Source organism: Olivibacter sp. SDN3 (genome assembly GCF_014334135.1).
In the GTDB taxonomy this organism is placed as follows: Bacteria; Bacteroidota; Bacteroidia; order Sphingobacteriales; family Sphingobacteriaceae; genus Olivibacter.
Genome location: NZ_CP060497.1, coordinates 4,771,543 through 4,791,451, shown reverse-complemented (window position 1 = coordinate 4,791,451; position 19,909 = coordinate 4,771,543). Strand labels below are relative to the sequence as shown.

16 protein-coding genes are annotated in these 19,909 nt (G+C 38.8%); 10 read left to right on the top strand and 6 right to left on the bottom strand.

Annotation, left to right across the window (positions count from 1 at the left end; genetic code table 11):
• The first annotated feature begins 119 nt into the window (after positions 1-119).
• From H8S90_RS20285 to H8S90_RS20275, 3 genes are all read left to right on the top strand, one after another.
• Complete coding sequence (locus H8S90_RS20285) at positions 120-866, top strand: DUF3891 family protein (protein WP_187339626.1); 747 nt, start codon at positions 120-122, stop codon at positions 864-866.
• Positions 867-911: 45 nt separating this feature from the next.
• Complete coding sequence (locus H8S90_RS20280) at positions 912-1,130, top strand: hypothetical protein (RefSeq protein WP_187339625.1); 219 nt, start codon at positions 912-914, stop codon at positions 1,128-1,130.
• An 82-nt stretch (positions 1,131-1,212) separates the two neighbouring features.
• A complete protein-coding gene (locus tag H8S90_RS20275; RefSeq protein WP_187339624.1) occupies positions 1,213-1,791 on the top strand; it encodes a DUF4142 domain-containing protein in 579 nt (192 codons plus the stop codon).
• Between the two features lie 18 nt (positions 1,792-1,809).
• Here the strand turns inward: H8S90_RS20275 and H8S90_RS20270 are convergent, their stop codons facing one another.
• Positions 1,810-2,898: a hypothetical protein gene (locus tag H8S90_RS20270; protein WP_222852149.1), complete on the bottom strand. Its 1,089-nt coding sequence runs from the start codon at positions 2,896-2,898 to the stop codon at positions 1,810-1,812.
• Between the two features lie 154 nt (positions 2,899-3,052).
• Complete coding sequence (locus H8S90_RS20265) at positions 3,053-5,221, bottom strand: carbohydrate binding family 9 domain-containing protein (protein WP_187339622.1); 2,169 nt, start codon at positions 5,219-5,221, stop codon at positions 3,053-3,055.
• An 84-nt stretch (positions 5,222-5,305) separates the two neighbouring features.
• Here H8S90_RS20265 and H8S90_RS20260 point away from each other — a divergent pair, with 84 nt between their 5' ends.
• From H8S90_RS20260 to H8S90_RS20250, 3 genes are all read left to right on the top strand, one after another.
• Positions 5,306-6,202: a LysR family transcriptional regulator gene (locus H8S90_RS20260; RefSeq protein ID WP_187339621.1), complete on the top strand. Its 897-nt coding sequence runs from the start codon at positions 5,306-5,308 to the stop codon at positions 6,200-6,202.
• Between the two features lie 78 nt (positions 6,203-6,280).
• Positions 6,281-6,721, top strand: coding sequence for a (2Fe-2S)-binding protein (locus tag H8S90_RS20255; RefSeq protein ID WP_187339620.1), 441 nt, complete (start codon positions 6,281-6,283; stop codon positions 6,719-6,721).
• A gap of 17 nt (positions 6,722-6,738) precedes the next feature.
• Positions 6,739-8,883 (top strand): molybdopterin cofactor-binding domain-containing protein, encoded by a 2,145-nt coding sequence (locus tag H8S90_RS20250; protein ID WP_187339619.1) that lies wholly within the window; start codon positions 6,739-6,741, stop codon positions 8,881-8,883.
• Positions 8,884-9,201: 318 nt separating this feature from the next.
• Here the strand turns inward: H8S90_RS20250 and purL are convergent, their stop codons facing one another.
• From purL to H8S90_RS20235, 3 genes are all read right to left on the bottom strand, one after another.
• On the bottom strand, positions 9,202-12,867 hold the full coding sequence (purL, locus tag H8S90_RS20245; RefSeq protein ID WP_187339618.1) for a phosphoribosylformylglycinamidine synthase: 3,666 nt from the start codon (positions 12,865-12,867) through the stop codon (positions 9,202-9,204).
• 264 nt (positions 12,868-13,131) lie between these two features.
• Positions 13,132-13,581 (bottom strand): OmpA family protein, encoded by a 450-nt coding sequence (locus H8S90_RS20240; RefSeq protein ID WP_255501669.1) that lies wholly within the window; start codon positions 13,579-13,581, stop codon positions 13,132-13,134.
• A gap of 619 nt (positions 13,582-14,200) precedes the next feature.
• A complete protein-coding gene (locus H8S90_RS20235; protein WP_187339616.1) occupies positions 14,201-14,998 on the bottom strand; it encodes an MBL fold metallo-hydrolase in 798 nt (265 codons plus the stop codon).
• A gap of 514 nt (positions 14,999-15,512) precedes the next feature.
• Here H8S90_RS20235 and H8S90_RS26495 point away from each other — a divergent pair.
• The 4 genes from H8S90_RS26495 to H8S90_RS20215 are packed head-to-tail and all read left to right on the top strand — an operon-like array spanning position 15,513 to position 19,452.
• Complete coding sequence (locus H8S90_RS26495; RefSeq protein ID WP_370525659.1) at positions 15,513-15,716, top strand: winged helix-turn-helix domain-containing protein; 204 nt, start codon at positions 15,513-15,515, stop codon at positions 15,714-15,716.
• A 52-nt stretch (positions 15,717-15,768) separates the two neighbouring features.
• Positions 15,769-17,784, top strand: a complete 2,016-nt coding sequence (locus H8S90_RS20225; protein ID WP_187339614.1) for a TonB-dependent siderophore receptor — start codon at positions 15,769-15,771, stop codon at positions 17,782-17,784.
• 19 nt (positions 17,785-17,803) lie between these two features.
• Entirely contained in the window at positions 17,804-18,928 is a 1,125-nt protein-coding gene (locus H8S90_RS20220; protein ID WP_187339613.1) for a cytochrome-c peroxidase, read from the top strand.
• Between the two features lie 38 nt (positions 18,929-18,966).
• Entirely contained in the window at positions 18,967-19,452 is a 486-nt protein-coding gene (locus H8S90_RS20215; RefSeq protein ID WP_187339612.1) for a molybdopterin-dependent oxidoreductase, read from the top strand.
• Between the two features lie 52 nt (positions 19,453-19,504).
• Here H8S90_RS20215 and H8S90_RS20210 read toward each other — a convergent pair whose 3' ends face one another.
• Complete coding sequence (locus H8S90_RS20210; RefSeq protein WP_187339611.1) at positions 19,505-19,876, bottom strand: YccF domain-containing protein; 372 nt, start codon at positions 19,874-19,876, stop codon at positions 19,505-19,507.
• Positions 19,877-19,909 lie beyond the last annotated feature (33 nt).

Genomic DNA, 19,909 nt, shown 5'->3' with positions numbered 1-19,909 from the left:
AAAAAGTACCTAAGGGTTCATGTACAGATTACCTTTTAATTCAGGTTAGCGGAATTTCTAATCTGTTTAAATCGGCTAAATACATGAAAACATGTGAAGAGAAGCTTTGTTAGAATAATATGATTGTTAACTATACAAAAAAAGGATGGCAAATCATCACACAAAGAGCACATGGATTGATTGCTGCAGAAATTTGTTCTCATTGGCAGCTGCATGCATCTTTTGAAGGTCGTTGGCTTGAGACGATTATAGCGGTAGCCGAACATGACGATGCATATAACGAGTTTGATGACGATGATGTGCTTAATGATCAGGGTGGGCCAATGAATTTTAACATGAGACCATTTAAGAAGAACTTTTGTGATACTTTAATAAGCATGGCTTTAAGTAAAAGTAAGTATATTGCATTGTTGATAACCCATCACATACAGTTTTTATACAGTGGCAAATCGGGAGCAGCAACGAATTACTGTAAGGCCTTAAAAAAGTGGCAATTGGAGTGGCGAAAGGATTTAAAATTATCAAAGGAGGACGTCGAAAGTCGTTACAGATTACTTCAATGGTGTGATGCCTTATCGCTAATCATATGTCAAAATCATCAACCCCCTGAGCAACGGAAGCTGGATATTAGTATAGGCCCAAATGGGAAACTATATAAACTTATTCAAGTGGAAAATGGGGTCTTAAGCGTGTATCCATGGCCATTTGCCAAACCGCAGTTCAGTTTGCTGATAGAATCACGTTTTATTGAAACATTGTATTTTAATAACGTTTCGTCTTTTCATAAACAATTGAGGGCAGCGGCGGTGCAGAATACACGCATAACTTTCAGTAATAAGTATGGGGCTTCAGACCCTGTTACGTGAAAAAGATCGAACTTATAGCGAAAGCCTTTTTTTAAAACATATAGTATGAAAAATAATAGAATTAATGTAGACGTTAGTGGAGCCGGAGAAATAGAGACACTGGATATTAGACGTCAAGGAGACGTGTTTATTATCAATATACGTGGTGACCAAATCTCCATTATTAATCAGGAGAATGAGTCTTGGAATCTGGTCAATGGGGTTGCCGATCAGCAAAGTGTTGATAATATAGGTCGCGCGGTTAAAGCACATTTCAAACTTTAAATAGGAGGGGCCAAGTCAAATAAAAATAGAGAAGCTCCATTTTTAACAAAAGAGCAAACATAATAAGATAAATAGGAATGTTATGATAAGAAATATTTTCACAGTATTGATACTTGGCTACACTTTATTTATAACAGCCTGTAGTCAAGAAGAACGTAATAAACGTGCGGGTAAGCCTTTGAGTATGGAAGATTCCATAATGAATAAAATGGACGCTGATTCAGGACGCTTGATCGAAGCGGATAAACAATTCGTTGAACAGGTTGCCATGTCGGCAATGGTTGAAGTCGCGGCCGGGAAATTAGCACAGGAAAAGTCAGAAAAAGTTTCTATACAAAATTTTGGTAGTTTGTTAGTAAAACACCACGAACAGCTGGCCAAAGATTTGAGGGATGTGGTAGCACAACGAGCCGTAGTATATCCAACTGAAATTGATTCGTTGCATCAAAAGAAATTAAATGCGCTAGCATCTGAAGCGCCAGATGCATTTGAAAAGGCTTTTTTACAAATGGTTATTGACGATCACCAACAGTCCTCCGAAGTATTTACGGCAACCCGCCAGCATGGTAAGGACGTACATATCAAATCATTTGCTAACAAAAATTTCCCTATCATCAACAAACACTTACAGATAGCCGAAGAACTGAGCGAACAGCGTTAACCGGTACATTTTATTTTACTAATTGTCACTTAAGAATACTTCCTTGTTTTTGTAGAAAGCGCCAGAAGTAGTACCAATAAGCACCAAGCTATCGCGATAAGCCGTGATAGTAGTAATTTTATGCCCTTCCAGCCCTTCATTGGGCAACTCTTCTACGATAAAGTTTCCGCCTTGGTCGGAGGTTTCTATACCTATTTTCCAAATCTGGGAATTGCGGAAACCGAAAGTTCTACCATCAATATTAGCCTGTACAATATCTTTTACAGTGCTTGGAAGGGCAGAGGTACTGCTATGCCAGGTATTTCCCTTATCCGCTGAAAGATGAAATGGCTCAGCGGAATTGTTCAAAATACCCAATAGATTGCCCGATTGGTAATCCTGTAAGAATTTAATATAACCTGTATCATTTGTAGCTACTATAACCCCTGACAAATCTATTGTATATGTTTTTGGGCTAGTGTCCGAGTAGAAAGAGAACAGAAAAGTATCGTCTACTTTTTCCACTGCACTCCATAGTGCATTTTCTTCAAGGTCTGGCAAAGCAATAGTTTCAAGGGACGCTAAGGTAAATAACTCACTATCTGTGCTTGGATTAAGCTTTATATGTGCAATACCACCTATTCTTTGAAAACCTGATTCCAATCGTGTCATATAAGGAATGAAAATATCATGGTTATGAAGAGCCATATTTATATTGCCCTCACCGGGTGTAGCAAATCGCAAAAAATCCGGATCTATATCGGTACCGTTGACCAAGAGGTGTTCATTCCAACTTTTAACCATATTAATTGGTATAATGGCAAGGGACGTACCTTGATTTACAGTTACCAATTGTGCGTTCATCGCGTAACGATCTTCAAGTGGTATAGGAAATGGCAGCATTTTAGACGTTAAACTGCCAGGAACACCCGGTTCCGATTGATTGTAGTCAAGGTAAGTAATGCGATCTGCATTTAAAAACAGCATACTGTCACCAGTTTGATACGCATTTAAGATGATATTGCTTTCAAACCATAAAGAGCTATCTCTTCGCCATCCTTCAGAACCGTCAGGGTTTTCAAACGTAAGTGAATCTTTTCTGCAGCCAAAAAAGACAAATGCGCACAAAATCGTTAATATAAATTTGGACAATTTCATATGGATAGTAAGAGGTCTCTATGTATATGTTCACAAACACTGATTCTTCAGCACTACAAAATACACTTTTGCTATGCATGACAGGCAAAAGTAATAGAATAATTACATTTATCCTAAGCGTTGACTAAAATTGCTTAAGCAAATTTACTTTTAGTAATGCATTTTGTTCCAACTGTCTTTCTTGTAAGTTCGATTCCCGACTGTTAAAGACTAAGTAAATGAACGATAGTGGTTTGTATTCCCATGAGAAACGTATATTATATAAACTGCTGTAGTCTAATGTGTTTCTTTGGTACTGTAAAGAAAGTTGAAGTTGTGGATTTAATGCAAACCTGCTACTTATATTATAGAGGCTAACCTTTTTACTGATCGAGTACTGACCAAGGTTTTTCAAACGATTTTGATTTACATTAACAGTAAGCATTGAAAATGGCGTTGGAGACAGATTTACAGTGGCGTCTAATGTGTTTAATTTTCCGTTGAAATACTTTCCTGTTTCATAGGCTATTTGATATGAAAATTTTTTCGATGCGTCGCTTGCTATCGTAAAGAGTGGCCGGCCAAAGGTATATTGTCCGTAAACTATAGGAACACCTAAAGGTGAAAATGTCGAAAATATATGCTGATAGTTATGTATATACGATGCAGATAATTTTCCGCCATTTATAAAATTAAAGGATAAAGGGATTAATTCAACACGATATTCCAAGGTCTTACCTGAAGAAGCTTCTTGGTAAAGTTCACCCTGTATGGTGGGTACATAATCACGTATCGTCTTCTTCAATGGGAGCCATTCCCCCCGTATATTTAACTCAGTTCCTACCACATTAGCAAAAACATTACTTCTTGAGATAAAACCTAATACTGGATCAAAGTTATTTCCTATTATCGTTGAAGTAAACCAACTTCTCATTTTGTTGGTAATGTACCGATATTGAATGTAACTACTCCAGCCCGTAGCGTTATTCGATTGATTGTCTGAGTATGCAAACATACCATCAATAGCGTGTTCACTATTTATCCTAAAAAGAAAGTCAGTAGCCGCAGTATAACTAATATTCAGGCTATGGGTATATATAGCTCCAATGCGACTATATTTTCCTATATTCTCCGAAAATCTAGCTACCATATAATGTTGATTGCTTGTGTTAACTAACCCTTGTTGCTGCAAGTACATTGCTCCAAAGTTCCGTCGATTTGAACGATAAACAGCTCTGCCACCATAACCTAATGGGATAGGCCGATTTTCACCATCTAATCCAATTCTTCTGCTAAAAAAGGGAATCATAGAAATGTTACCACTCATACTGCCCTCACCGCCGCTTATTCCGGCACCAAAAAGAGAAGCATTTTCTAAGAAAAACTGTCTCCGTTCCGGAAAAAGTACAGAAAAGCGTGTTAAATTATTAACAGGTTGATCTACATCCGCTTGTGCAAAGTCGGTATTAAGAGTAGCGTCTAATATCAAATTCGGAGTTACGGCCCATTTTATTTCGCCACCAGCTTTGATATCAGGCGATGTATGGGAGTAGTTTGAAAAGATAGCATATGGATTTAGCTGTATGTTTGTAGTCGGCTTGGGTGGTGAAAAGTCGGTTAAAATTCCCGCATATTCCATTCGGTTAAAACCGACAGATCGAGGATATGCTGACCAAGCCGATCGTTCATTAGTATTTCTACTTACCCTTTGGAAGTTGAGACCAAAGGTTGTAGCTCCATTTTTTGCTTCTTTATAACGTATTGTTTTCCACGGAATTTCAAATTCAGCAATCCAATATTCATCTGTACGAGAAGTTTTTACTTTCCATAGTCCGTTCCAATCCACATCAAAGTAGGTGTCGTCAAATGATAGGTAATCGCGTTGTGCACCATATGGATTTACAAAAAAGGTCATACTGTTACGGCCATCATTGAAACCATCGATTGTAATACCAACGAGATCGTGATTGTGGAAATCGAAATCCCTTTTTAAGTCCGGAGCCTTTAAACGATTTCGACCTGCACTATCATAACTTATGATGCCGAAGTATAAGCTGTTACTATTGTAAACACTTTTTACAATAGTTTTGAAAAAAGCTGGCTTTCCAGGAAGCGGTTCTATCTGTGTGAAGTTAGCGGTCGATGGAGACTTTTCCCATATCTGTTCGGTAAGTTGCCCATCTATGATTATTTTTTCTGCTGTAAAGGAAGAAGTTATTTTTTTTTCGGTAGTGTTTGATCTTTTTCCATCTTGTGCAGAGAGCATAATTGGCATCACAGATAAAAATACAGCAATAATAAAAGGGCTTTTCATGTTTTTATAGCAAAATAACGCCCTTGAAATGATAGTTAAAAATACTTAATTTTGATTGTTTGATAACTAAATGGAATCATTATAATGACTATCATACAATTAGAGAATTTCTTAATACTTGCCGAAACATTAAATTTTCGCAAAGCAGCTGAGAAGATTTTTATTGCTCAACCCGCGTTGAGTAAACAGATACAACTTTTAGAAGAGGAGGTAGGGGCTATGCTATTTGAACGGAACAATAAAAGGGTCTCGCTAACACCCGCGGGTTCTTTTTTCAAAGCAGAAAGTCATAAATTACTGTACCAGTTTAAACAGTGCATGCGTAAAACCGCATTGATTCATGAAGGCAAAGCCGGGGAAATAAGGATAGGGCACTCCAGTTCCGCTATGCACACGATACTTCCAGGGTGGTTGTCTTATACTGAAAAGTTATTGCCAGACTTGAAAACCAGTCTCGTTGAGGGTACCAATGAGCTCATTTTTAACAAATTAAATAAAAATGAAATAGACTTCGCATTTGTTCCCAATGCCTTTATTCCCGAAGATGTTTCCAGTATAACGGTATATAGAGAGCAGTATGCGTTAATCCTTCCATTAGAACACCGAATCAATGAAAATAATTTTACAGGTTTGGTAGACTGCGCCGATGAGAACTGGGTGTTACACCCTCAGGAAGGTCACGGTTATATGGAAGAAATTCTCAAAATACTTTCCACTCATCATATAAACCCAAAGATTGTACATCGATCACCTAATACATCAACGGTACTGCGGTTAGTAGAAGCAGGTTTAGGGGTAACAATGATGGGATTATCAACCTTGAAGGGGTTCAACCTTCGTATTAGGAGTATCGTACTTAAAGATATGCCTGATCAATTGGAAATGAGATTAGCATGGAGAAAAAATCGTAGTGAGGAACTCAAGGCACATCTGCAGGTCATACAGCGTTATCTTGAAAAAAAGTATCCATCTTTTATATAGAAACTGTTCATCATTGTAATTTGTATAAACAACACTTCTTTATTAAATTTGGTTTTAGCAGAGATAAACCTAAAAGCTATGATAATTCATGTAAATGGCAAAGACCACGAGTTAGATATACCCGGCAACACAAGTCTTCTAGATGTGCTGAGAGTTCATTTAAATCTTACTGGAAGCAAATATGGCTGCGGAGAAGGAGCTTGTGGTGCTTGTAAAGTGCTGGTTGACGGAAATGCGATACCATCATGCATCACGTTAGTTGCTAATGTGCAGAACAAAGAAATAGTCACAATAGAGGGACTGGAACGTGATGGTGAATTGCATCCTGTACAGCAGACGTTTTTAGAAGAAGATGCATTTCAGTGCGCATATTGCTCATCAGGCATGATTATTTCAGCTGCGGCGTTAAAATCCAAAAACCCTTCTCCTACACGTCAAGAAATCATCGAAGCAATGCAGCGAAATATTTGTAGGTGTTGTATTTATCCAAGAATTATCAAGGCTATAGAAAAGGCATAGCACAAAAATCGGAAATCATGGGCAATACTAACCAAATAGAAAAGAAGCAACTTCGGAAAAGGGAGCGGGAATTGTTACCTCTTCCCGTGAAAAACGATTTAAGCAGGCGAAAGTTCTTAAGGATCCTGGGCGGCGGTGTAGCCGTTGCTCTTACCTATACCGATGTGTTTGCATTTTCTGAAGGGGCATCTAAAATACATCATCCTGTTGATGAAACATCTATAGCTGCTTGGATACATATTGATGGAGAAGGTCGGATTACGGTATTTACTGGAAAAGTAGAAGTGGGGCAGAACATCAGAACGTCTTTAGCTCAAGTCGTTGCAGAGGAACTTTCTGTACCTATGGATACCATTGAAATGATAATGGGCGATACGGATTTGACTCCCTATGACCCTGGAACTTTCGGGAGTCGTACAACGCCATATATGGGGCCGCAGTTAAGAATAGCAGCTGCTTCAATGAAAGAGGCGCTGATTGCCATGGCCGCAAAACAATGGAAGGTTGATAAACAATTTCTCCGTGCTAAAGATAGTAGTATTATAAATACGAAAACCGGTCGATCACTTCATTACGGTGAAATTACAAAAGGGCAGAAAATAGTACTTCCATTGAATAAGAATGCGGCAATCACCTCTCCAAATGAACGGGCGATAGTTGGAACTTCGGTTCCAAAAATGAACGGCAAAAGTTATATAACCGGTAGGCATAAGTATGTTTCGGATATGGTTTTGCCTGATATGGTTTATGGAAAGGTGCTAAGGCCTCCTGTATATGGCGCGTCATTGCTGTCGGTAAATACGCAGGCCGCAAGGTTATTACCGGGAGTTACCGTCATAGAAAGGGACGGTTTTATTGGTATAACCGCTGTTGATCCACAAACTGCTGAAAATGCAATGGTGAAAATAGAGGCACAATGGAGTAAACCAGCTCATCCGTCTAAGACCGAAATTTTTGAATATCTTAAAAGTAATTCAACAGAAGAGGGCAATCCAGAAGATACCGAAACGACTTTTAGAAATGCATTGAGCACGTCTTTCATACAAGTCAAACAGGATTTTAAAGTGCAATACATTGCTCACGTGCCGTTAGAACCGAGAGCTGGCGTTGCAAAATGGGAAGGGGAACATTTAACGGTATGGACGGGAACCCAAAGACCCTTTGGCGTACAGGAAGAACTGGAAGACGCGTTCAAAATGCCTAAAAGAAATGTTCGGGTGATCATGCCAGATACGGGCTCGGGCTATGGGGGAAAACATAGTGGCGAAGCTGGCGTGGAGGCCGCGAGGCTGTCAAAAGCAGTTGGAAAGCCGGTTAAAGTGATATGGAGTAGGGAAGAGGAGTTTAAATGGGCTTATTTTAGACCAGCGGGATTTATAAGTGTGGCAGCTGGCGTAGATGGTAAAGGAATGCTTACTTCTTGGGAATTTCGCAATTATAATTCTGGTAATGCAGGTATAGAGATACCCTATGAAGTTCAGCATAAAAATATACAATTTCACCCTTCGAAATCTCCATTCAGGCAGGGATCCTATAGAGGACTTGCTGCAACGGCCAATGTCTTTGCAATAGAAACTATAATGAACGATATTGCTGTGCAGCTAAAAAGGGATCCATTGGAATTCAGAATAGCGCATCTTAGAGATGATCGTTTGACAGCAGTTTTGAAGGCAGCCGCAGATAAGTTTGGTTGGGGAGTGTTTAAAAAGGATGGAACAAATGGACAGGGAATATCCTGCGGTTTTGTGAAAAATGCCTATGTCGCTACTTGTGTCGAGGTGAGCTATAATAGAGATACAAGCGAGTTAAGTATAAAACGCATTGTTGCAGCCTTTGAATGTGGTACGATTATTAATCCAAAACATTTGGAAAGTCAGGTGATGGGTTGTATTCTTCAAGGTTTGGGTGGTGCCTTATTTGAAGAGGTAGATTTTGATGAGGGCCGTATTCTCAACCCTACACTTTCTACTTATCGAGTGCCTAGATTTGCAGATATCCCTCCTTTGGAAATTGTACTTTTAGACAGGAAAGATTTACCGTCATCCGGTGCTGGTGAAACACCCATTGTTGGTATAGCACCTGCTGTCCGAAATGCCATTCATGACGCTACAGGAAAACAGCTTTACGACTTACCTCTTATACCTAACGGACTAAAGATTTAATAATTTAAGAGCTAGTTTAAAATTCATCTAATAATAATTTGTTTATGCCTGTTTTGGCTGTGACTTCGTTGTATTTTCTTGACGTAAAAGCAGCGCTATCTCTTCAAAAACAGATCTATTATCGCAGAACAATAAGCGATAAACATTTCCATTAGAATAAATTTGTTCTCCGTGGTGTTCAAGGAGATCACTTTGCTCTTGTGAGCGTCACCTCATGCACGTTTCATAACGTGAATTTAAACAAGCTCCAATAGTAAATTTAAAAAGACCCGATGTGAAAAATCGGGCTATCTTTTCTAAGCAGAAATGTGTCTTTTGCTATTGTTGATCTTCTATCCATTTTCTTGCATTTACAAAAGCTTCTATCCAAGGGGACACTTCATCCTGTCTTCCTGTTGGATAGTTAGCCCAATGCCACTGGAAAATGGAACGTTCGATATGTGGCATCATGACTAAATGTCTGCCCGACCGGTCGCACAACATTGCCGTGTTATAGGTCGATCCGTTTGGATTGGCAGGATAGGTTTCGTATCCATACTTCGCGACAATATGATATTGGTCTTCGGTATAGGGTAAGTGGAATTTACCTTCACCATGAGAAATCCATACTCCCAGAGTAGATCCTGCTAAACTGGATAGCATGATCGAATGATTAGGTTGTATAGTGAGTGATGTAAAACCACTCTCATGTTTATGGCTATCATTATGGAGCATTTTAGGCTTATCACTGTGATCAGGATGAATAAGGTCCAGCTCGACAAATAGCTGACAACCATTGCAGATTCCCACAGATAAAGTGTTTGGGCGTTTAAAAAAATTCTCCAGGGCAATTCGAGCCTTTTCATTATATAAGAAAGCGCCGGCCCACCCTTTAGCTGAACCTAATACGTCTGAATTTGAGAAACCGCCCACGGCTCCAATAAATTGTATATCTTCCAAGGTTTCTCTGCCAGAAATAAGATCAGTCATATGAACATCTTTTACATCAAAACCGGCTAAATACATCGCATTGGCGAGTTCTCGTTCAGAGTTGCTTCCCTTTTCACGAATCACTGCGGCTTTAGGACGTGGTTTTGTGTCATCGATCGCAGGCTTTTTTCCATCAAAATTAGCAGGGAATTTGTATTTTAGTACATGATTTTTGTAGTTATCAAAACGTTCCTTCGCTTTTATCGACCCACTTTGTTTTTTATCTAAAAGATAAGAGGTTTTAAACCAAACGTCTCGTAAATGGTCAATATCAAGATTTAGGGTGGTATTGTTGCCATGTTGTATTGCTAATTCTGCAGTGGGCAGTACACGACCAATTTTATGATACTTTATGTGATTAGTTTCAAGCGTAGTTTCTATAGCGGTATCTGCCTGAAATACAATCCCAATATTTTCGGCAAAAAGCACTTTCATTATATCGGCTTCGCCCAAGAAACTTACATCTATAGAAGCGCCGAGATCACGATCCGCAAAACACATTTCCAACAAGGTAGTGATTAAACCACCACTGCCTACATCATGCCCCGCCTGTATTTTACCTTCACGTATTAGTTGTTGAAGCGTGTTAAAAGTGTTTTTAAATTGATCGATATCCTGTATATCAGGAACCTCATTTCCTATTTTATTTAAAATTTGAGCGAAAGAAGAGCCTCCTAATTTGTAAGAATCCCCAGACATATTAATGTAATAAATGGTTCCCCCATCTTTTTGTAATACCGGTTCTATCACTTTGGTAATATCGTTACAATGCGCAGCAGCAGAAATAATAACAGTTCCTGGGGCGATCACTTCACCGTCTCCATATTTTTGCTTCATGGATAAGGAATCTTTTCCGGTCGGTATGTTGATACCTAAACTGATGGCAAAATCAGAACATGCTCTTACCGCTTGGTATAGCCGTGCATCTTCTCCTTCGTTTTTACAGGGCCACATCCAATTGGCTGAAAGTGAAACACTTTTTAGCCCATCCTTTAGTGGGGCCCAGATAATATTGGATAACGATTCGGCAATTGCGACCCTACTTCCTGCTCCGGGATCTATTAAGGCTGATAATGGAGCGTGACCTATGGCAGTGGCTACACCTTCTTTTCCGAGAAAATCTAAAGCCATTACACCACAGTTGTTCAGAGGCAGTTGTAAAGGGCCTGCGCATTGCTGCTTGGCCACACGACCGCCAACACACCGGTCAACTTTGTTAGTTAACCAATCTTTACAGGCTACAGCTTCTAATTGCAACAGTTGTTCTAAATAATCATGGAAGTTATCAATATTGTATACTGTTGGTTCGTAGGTTCGGTTAATGGACTGATCTTCCATCACCATTTTCGGTGAGCTACCGAACATATCCTTGAGTTCTAGATTCATAGGGGTGAGCCCAGTTGTTTGGGAGGCAATGGTAAAGCGGTGATCGCCGGTTACTTTCCCGACAGCGTATAATGGAGACCGTTCGCGTTCGGCTATTTTCTCAAGTGTACTAATATTTTTCTCTCCGATCACTAATCCCATACGCTCTTGAGACTCGTTCCCAATAATTTCTTTAGCCGAAAGAGTCGGATCGCCAATAGGTAATTTGTCTAAATCAATTTCTCCTCCGGTATCTTCCACTAACTCTGAGAGGCAATTTAAATGACCACCAGCACCATGATCATGAATAGATACAATGGTATTATGGTTACTTTCAACGAAACCACGTATGGCATTTGCTGCTCGTTTTTGCATTTCAGGGTTGGATCGTTGTATGGCATTTAGTTCGATACCAGATCCAAAAGCGCCGGTATCTGCTGAGGATACAGCAGCACCACCCATGCCTATTCTATAGTTTTCCCCTCCTAAAATAACAATCTTATCGCCTATTTCAGGTTTCTGTTTTTTTGATTGGTCAGCCTTTCCATAACCTACACCTCCCGCCAACATGATTACCTTATCAAACCCCAGCCTTCTAGCATGTTCTTCGTGCTCAAAAGTAAGCACGGAACCAGCAATGAGCGGTTGTCCAAACTTGTTACCAAAGTCAGAAGCTCCGTTAGAAGCTTTGATGAGAATATCCATTGGGGTTTGATATAACCACGGACGTTCTTCCATTGCCTTTTCCCAGGGTCGATTTTTTTCAAGTCTTGAAAGGGCAGTCATATACACGGCCGTGCCAGCTAGCGGTAATGATCCTTGACCGCCGGCCAGCCTGTCTCTGATTTCACCTCCTGCACCTGTTGCCGCACCATTAAATGGCTCTACAGTAGTAGGGAAATTATGCGTTTCTGCCTTCAAAGAAATCACTGAATCGAAATCTTTTGTAGTATAGAAATCCGGTAAGTCTGCTCTTGTAGGTGCAAATTGTTGCACTTTTGGCCCTTTTATAAATGCGACATTATCTTTGTAGGCGGAGACGATATCGTTAGGATGTTCTTCTGAAGTTTTACGAATCAGCTTGAATAGCGATGCTGGTTGCTCTTTCCCATCAATAATGAATGTACCATTGAATATTTTATGACGACAGTGTTCAGAATTCACTTGTGAAAAACCAAATACTTCAGAATCGGTCAATTTTCGACCCAATCTTTCTGATAATCCATTGAGATAGCTAATCTCTTCCTCACTCAACGATAAACCTTCCTGTTGATTATATTGGGCGATATTTTCTATTGCGATAATCGGTTCAGGAGTTATATTTATAGTAAATATCTCTTGGTTTAGTTCACTGTACTTTTGAAAAAGCATGTGATCAAAATCATTGAAATCAGATGATACCTGTTGGAACTCCTCAATTCTTTCGACATCTAATATTCCCATGTTTTGTGTAATCTCAACGGCGTTAGTACTCCAAGGGGTAACCATTGACGCCCGGGGTCCTACATAAAAATGTGCTAATACGCTTTCTTGCAATAGTTCGGCTCCGCCAAATAACCAATTCAGTTTAGCAATTTCTGAAGATGCGAGAGTGCGAGTTAACTTTAATGCAAAAACAGTATCGTGGGGGGTTCTGAAGAAATAGATCATGTTATTTTTTAAGTGCCACAAATTTAGGCAAAATTGCACTTATATGCAATTTGCGTATAGGGTACGATGAACGAATCTTAATAATTTAGTGACGGCATAATATATCAGGTAATTTTAATATAGTTTAGGAGAGTTTTCATACTATACATCGTAATTTAATAGTAAATAATAAAAGCTATAAATAAAAATGGACATTCACTTTTTTAGCGAATGTCCTTACATAAAAAGTAGTTAATGCCTTTATCGCAATGTGCGATTTATGTTTTATTTGATAATTTCAATTTCTACCCGACGATTCAATGATCTTCCCTGCTCATCATCATTTGTAGCAGTGGGTTGGGTAGCACCATGTCCTTTACTTAGTAGATTGTCTGAATTGATACCTGCATTTACCAAATATAGTTTGACAGCATTTGCCCTGTCAACAGATAGAGCCATATTGTGCTCCGGAGAACCTTCAATGGAAGCGTGGCCGTTCACGACAAATTTAGCAGAAGGATCTTTTTTCATTTCCCTTACAATATGGTCTAACACTTGATAAGACTCCGTTTTTAGTACACCTGAATCAAATTCAAATAAAATATTCTGAAAATCAAAGTTAGGTTCCTCCTTAACCGGCTCCTCTCTGACGGGTTCTGGTTCTGGTTCTGGTTGTTTTTCCTCCACCGGTTCTTTTTTTACAGTCTCTACCTGAGGACCCGGCTTAACCGTCATCTTTTTAGATTTACATGATTGTAATGAAAAGATCAAAACAGCAACTACGCTTGATACGAAAAAAAATTTAAAAAGTTTCATTAGTATTTTAATTTGTTTTTATTATTACCTTAAGCTTTCTCAATAAGAGTTCTTGTAAGTACTCTTGCATTGTTTCTTTATGCGTAATCTAAATACGCAGTCGGTTGATGACGTAACCTATGGTGGTTTCATTGAATATTATTAATTTATGGTGTCTCTTCATATATTGATTGTCGATCGGTAAGTTTTATATTATGCAATAGCCGTTCCAATAAAATGTTATGAGGCTGTAAACATAAGAAATATCTGCTAAATCTTAACGTGTTGGATGAACTTAATAAGACCTTTCTTAAAAAAATAAACCACTGGCATATCCCGATAGGAGCGGCTAAACGCCAAAATAAGTTCTTTTCCTATGCAGCTTTTCCTCTACTATCAAGATCACCGTGTGATGTCTTTAACTCTCTATTAAGTTAAAATGATGACTATTAGATGTTTACATATCAAACTGCCTGTAGGTGTGGTGGGCATATCCGCTTTGTAGTTCATGTACTTAGAAAATATTTTTAAAAAGTGGATATCCCGTTTTTTCAATACATTAGTAAATACGTAAATACCTGTTGATAGATTGCTCTGTGAGCATTGCCGCATGCGTTAATAAATAATGTCCGAAGGCACCATAAATGCTAGCGTATTTTAGCTTACTTAACAGCTTAGCTATCTGTAGAATATCTTTTTTTGGTAAAGGAATATAATTGGGGTAACTATACATAAATGAAACCGATTTTAGATCCGGACATACCTGGATAACATCACCAACCAACAATAGACCATCATTTAGATTATAATGTAATATACTGGCGCCATCAAAATGCCCGCCACAGTTTACTAATTTTACATGTTCCCAAAGCTCTTTTTGTTCTCTATGCCAGAGAATAAGATTAAAATCTATTCTTCCAAGCCATTGCTCATCTTTAGCATGAATATATACCGGGGCGTCATCAAAACGTGCACTCCATTCTGCCACCGAAGAGTAATAATGGGGATGAGAAATAGCTATAGCATTTACGCCGCCTAATCTATTTAATAAATCGACTGTGCTATCATCTATATTACTTATGCAGTCCCACAATATATTACCATCGGGAGTAAGTAATAGATGGGCTCGTTGGCCAATTCCAAATGAAGGTGTGGTATAAATAGCATACAAATCTTCCCGTAATTTTTCAACGACGTTTCTATGGTGTTTGTTGATGAAGGGTAGTGTTGTCCAACTTTGCCCATTTGGATTGATATACTGACGTTCGTCGCTACAAATTTTGCATACGGTTGGAGGATTAGCTGTTGGAGGGTACTGTATTCCACAGGTTGAACAGATGTAAGATGTCTTATCCATTTTTTATAATTGATTCGTCATATTAGTATCTTTCAAAGGAAACAAAAAATAACATATAAAAAAATAACTAAGCGGCTCGAATAGTAGTTGCTTAGTATATCGAACGGATGTCGACTTTTTCAAATTTTAGTCATACTTAATCGTATTCTTTGAACAATAACTGAAGGAAGTATGTGCAAATTATAAAGGTCAGCTATTGATAACTTTACGCTGGCTTTCAACAAAACGAACATCGGAGGTTTAGCGTAATATTTTCCTATATAAAAGAAATAATCATGGAAAATAACTTGAAAAAAACATTTTTTTTTATTTTTATGCGTGATGTTGCAAATAGCCTGAAATAACCCTTGAATATACCTGATTGAATATCGCCATGAAAGGATCAAACGTTCAGTTAAAAAATAAACTTTGGATAGAAATAAATGGTGTGAAATGTTTCGGCCCCGGTCCATGTACTTTACTTGAATACATAAACGAAACCGGGTCTATTAGTCAGGCAGCAAAAAAAATGAAAATGTCTTATAAAAAGGCCTGGGAAATTGTCAATCGCTTAAATGAAGTGACCGGGCATCCATTTGTTTTGACTAATGCCGGTGGGGAACATGGAGGAGGTTCATTCATTTCAAATAAAGCAAAAGAAACGATCAATAATTATCTGGCATTGCAGGAAAAGTTGAGACAATTCCTTGAGAAAGAACAAATCGATATTCATATTTAAACTATTTTTTTGTTAACCGTTATATTTTTAAATAAATAACGAAACCTAAATTATGAGATCATATATCCCTTTATTTGCCTGTTTGTTATTTTACAAGTTATCTCATAGCCAGCAGGTGCTTCCAACCATTGAAAGAGATACCAGTTTCAGCAATGTCTTTCATTTAGGAGAAGTAGTGGTAACTGCTGAAAAGGAAACGCAAATGCATTCGAAAATAAATAGTGCCGAAATTGAGGCGTTTGCAAAAACGGACGTTTCTCGGGCCCTGAATTTGTTGCCTGGGGTTACCATGTCTAACGTTGGCCCACGGAACGAAGCGATGATATACTTGCGTGGTTTTGACCTCAGACAGGTGCCACTTCTGATTGATGGAATTCCTGTATATGTTCCCTATGACGGCTATGCTGATCTTGGCCGTTTTACGACATTTGATTTAGCCGAAATTAACATCTCTAAAGGGTACACGTCTGTATTATATGGACCTAATGCCATGGGGGGCGCCATCAACTTGGTTACACGAAAGCCCATGAACGCCTTTGAAATGGAGGTTACCTCCGGATGGTTAACAGGTGGGTACCGTAGTAATATTAATATTGGTAGTAATTTGGGTAAATTTTACTTTCAGGGGAGTATCTCACGTTTACAGCGGAATTTTTTTCCTTTATCGTCTAGTTTCAATCCTATACCCGCGGAAGACGGGGGAGCGCGAGGAAATTCATCTCATAGAGATGATAAATACGCGTTTAAACTCGGGTACACGCCCAACAATCGATCAGAATATGCATTAAGTTATAGTTATCAACATGGCGAAAAGGGATCTCCCGTTTATGTCGGAAGTGATACTTTAAACAATCTGCTTCGGCAACCACGTTATTGGCAATGGCCCTATTGGGATAAACAAAGTTTATATTTTATTTCAAATAATATCATCGATGAGACACAATATATAAAGACAAGGTTTTACTACGACGTGTTCAAGAATCAGTTAAATTCTTATGATGATGGAAGTTATACCAGCATTACCAGACCATATGCCTTTGAAAGTCATTATAACGATTATACACTTGGAGGTGTTGCAGAGTATGGTAAAAGCCTATGGGCTGACAGAGATATCGTAAAAGCTACTTTACAATATAAACGGGATGTGCACCGTGAATACAACGAGGGAGAGCCCGAACGTACTATGTCCGATCAGACGTTGACCATTGGTTTAGAAAACATATTTCATATGACTTCCGCTTTACAGTTGTTGACAGGTTTCAGTTATAATCATAGAGGCAGTATAGAAGCTCAGGATTATAATAGTGAGACCAATGAAATAACCGACTTTCCCGCTAATCGTAACAATGCCTATAATATTCAAGGAGGTTTAGTTTATCAGTTTAATGAAAGACATATAACCAATCTGTCGGTCGCCAGAAAAACCAGATTTGCTACCACTAAAGACCGCTATTCCTTCCGTATGGGTACGGCCATTCCTAATCCGGATCTTGACGCTGAGTATACGATTAATTATGAACTGGGTTATAATGGCAGCTTCTGGGAAACACTACATATAAATACAGCCTTATTTTATAGTAATATTCGTAACACTATTTTAAGTATGAATAATGTGTGGTATGACCCAATAACAGAAATATGGCTTAGCCAGCTTCAAAATGCCGGTATTTCTAAGTATAGTGGTGTTGAAATTGGAAGTAGTTATTCCGTTAATGACTGGCGAGTTGGAGGCAATTACACATATATACGGAGGAAGAATATTACTAATCCGGAGGTATATTTTGTCGATGTTCCCGAACATAATGCTTTTGGTTATATACAATATCAAACCGCCAATAAATATTCTTTGCAGGCAAATATCGAGTATAATAGTAGTCGTTATAGCACAAGCTACGGCACTAAAGTAGGTGGTTTTACATTGCTTCATATACGAGCAGCAGTACCAATATGGCAAAAACTGTCTATAGAAGGTGGTATTAACAACTTGACTGATAAAAATTATGCCCTTGCAGAAGGTTATCCGGAAGCTGGGAGGAATTATTTTGTGAATTTGATGTTTAAGTACTAATCCATTGAACTGTGACAATATGAAGAGCCTCTTTACTGTGCTAAAAAGAATATACGGTTGTAAGACAGGTGTGTTGACACTGCTCGTCAGCTGTTCTTTTCTATTGGAAAGCGCTTTTCAGATCAATCTTATCCAAGAGGAAAACGAACGGTTTGTACTTTCTTATCCATCTTATTTTGGAAATAAAATTTATGAAAATGCGGGTAATCCGTTGACAAAAAACGGAGTAGCCTTAGGTCGCATGCTGTTTTATGAAAAGGCATTATCCGCAAACAACAATATTTCTTGTGGCACTTGTCACCGACAAGAATTGTCATTTACCAACGGTGAACGATTTAGTGAAGGGACGGATGGTACATTGACCGATCGGAATGCAATGGCGCTGGTCAATCTATTATGGGTAAATAATTTCTTCTGGGATGGTCGGGCACAAGGTTTGGAAAATCAGGTGGTTATTCCGTTGACAGACGCACGTGAGATGGGACAACCCTTGGATATATCGACACAAAAGCTTCAAGAAATGCCAATATACCCACCAATGTTTAAAGCGGCCTTTGGAACGGAGAAAATTACAGATAAGCAGATCATTTATGCATTGGCCCAATTTACCAGAACATTGATATCGGAAAACTCTAAATACGATCAATATTTACAGGGAAATTATCAACCCTCTGCAGCGGAATTACGGGGAATAGCGCTTTTTTTTGGACACGAGGAAAGAGGGGATATGCGACGGGTAGCATCCGGACATTGCCATGGCGGACCAAAGACCTTTACAGAGCTTTATCATAATAATGGTTTAGACGCGGTGGCACAGGATGTTGGCAGAGCTGCTTTTACAGGTTTGGCAGCCGATACGGCTCGTTTCAGAGTAGCTACACTGCGAAACATAGCTTTGACTGCTCCATACATGCATGATGGAAGGTTCGAAACATTGGAAGAGGTGTTGGATCATTATAGTGAACATATCAAAGCAAGCCCTACCTTAAGTCCGTTTTTGCGAAATACTTCCGGTGAACAGGACGTTTACGGTTTGCAATTTAAAAAGGAAGAGAAAGAAGATATTATCCGCTTTCTCAATTTGTTAACAGACACTACTTTTATTTCAAATCCTCTTTTCTCTGATCCGTTCATAAACAAATAATAGATATAATCTATAATGCACATCTTTAGACGATAAAAATGAAACGATTACTCACTTTGTTTTTTTGCTTAGCTTTTGTGACTTCCCTGGCGCAGAAGATACCATCTATTACTATTCGGGGAGAAGTACTGAAGGAACTTGAATTGAATGCACCGGATTTGCTCAGGATGGAACGGGCAAGTGCTATCCTGAAAGATCGGGAAGGTACTTCTCATCAATACGAAGGGGTGCCCGTAACGCGTATACTTGACTCCGCTGGTGTAACCTTAGGCAAACAGCTTAGGGGTGAGAATTTAACTAAATATTTACTGGTAAAATGTGCTGATGGTTATGAGGTCTTATTTTCCTTGGCAGAATTGGATAGTTCTTTTTCCGATCGCGTCGTCATTTTAGCAGATCAAATGGATGGCAAAGCGATCCCCGAAGGAAGAGGGCCGTTTCGGCTAATTGTTCCCGGTGAAAAAGCTCTTGCGCGTAGTAGCTTTGAAGTAGTTGCTTTTGTGGTTGGTTTTGCACGTGATTGATAAGCTAGCTCATTATTGGTGATTTATTTGCCTATGACGGCGTCCATATAAGCTAGTCGATTACTTTTTTTCCAAATGGCATGAGGGAGACTTCCAGCAATTTTAAATGTTGTTTAGCGAAAGGTATTCCTATAATGGAAATAGCCAGAACTGTTGCCCAGAACAAGTGGTTAAGAGCTGTATATAAACCACCGCATAAAATCCATACTAAATTTGCGAAGAGGTTCAAACAGCCCGACGCCTGAGGTTGGTTAATGATTTTCTTACCAAAGGGAAATAACGCCAATCCTGCCAATTTAAAACATTGGATGCCAAAAGGTATACCGATGATGGTAATACATAATATAATGCCGCCGAATAGATAACCAAGAGCAGCAAAAAAGCCGCCGAATAGGAGCCATATCAAATTCCCCAATAGATTCATAAGCGAATATACCGGATTTTTTTAAAGAAGAAG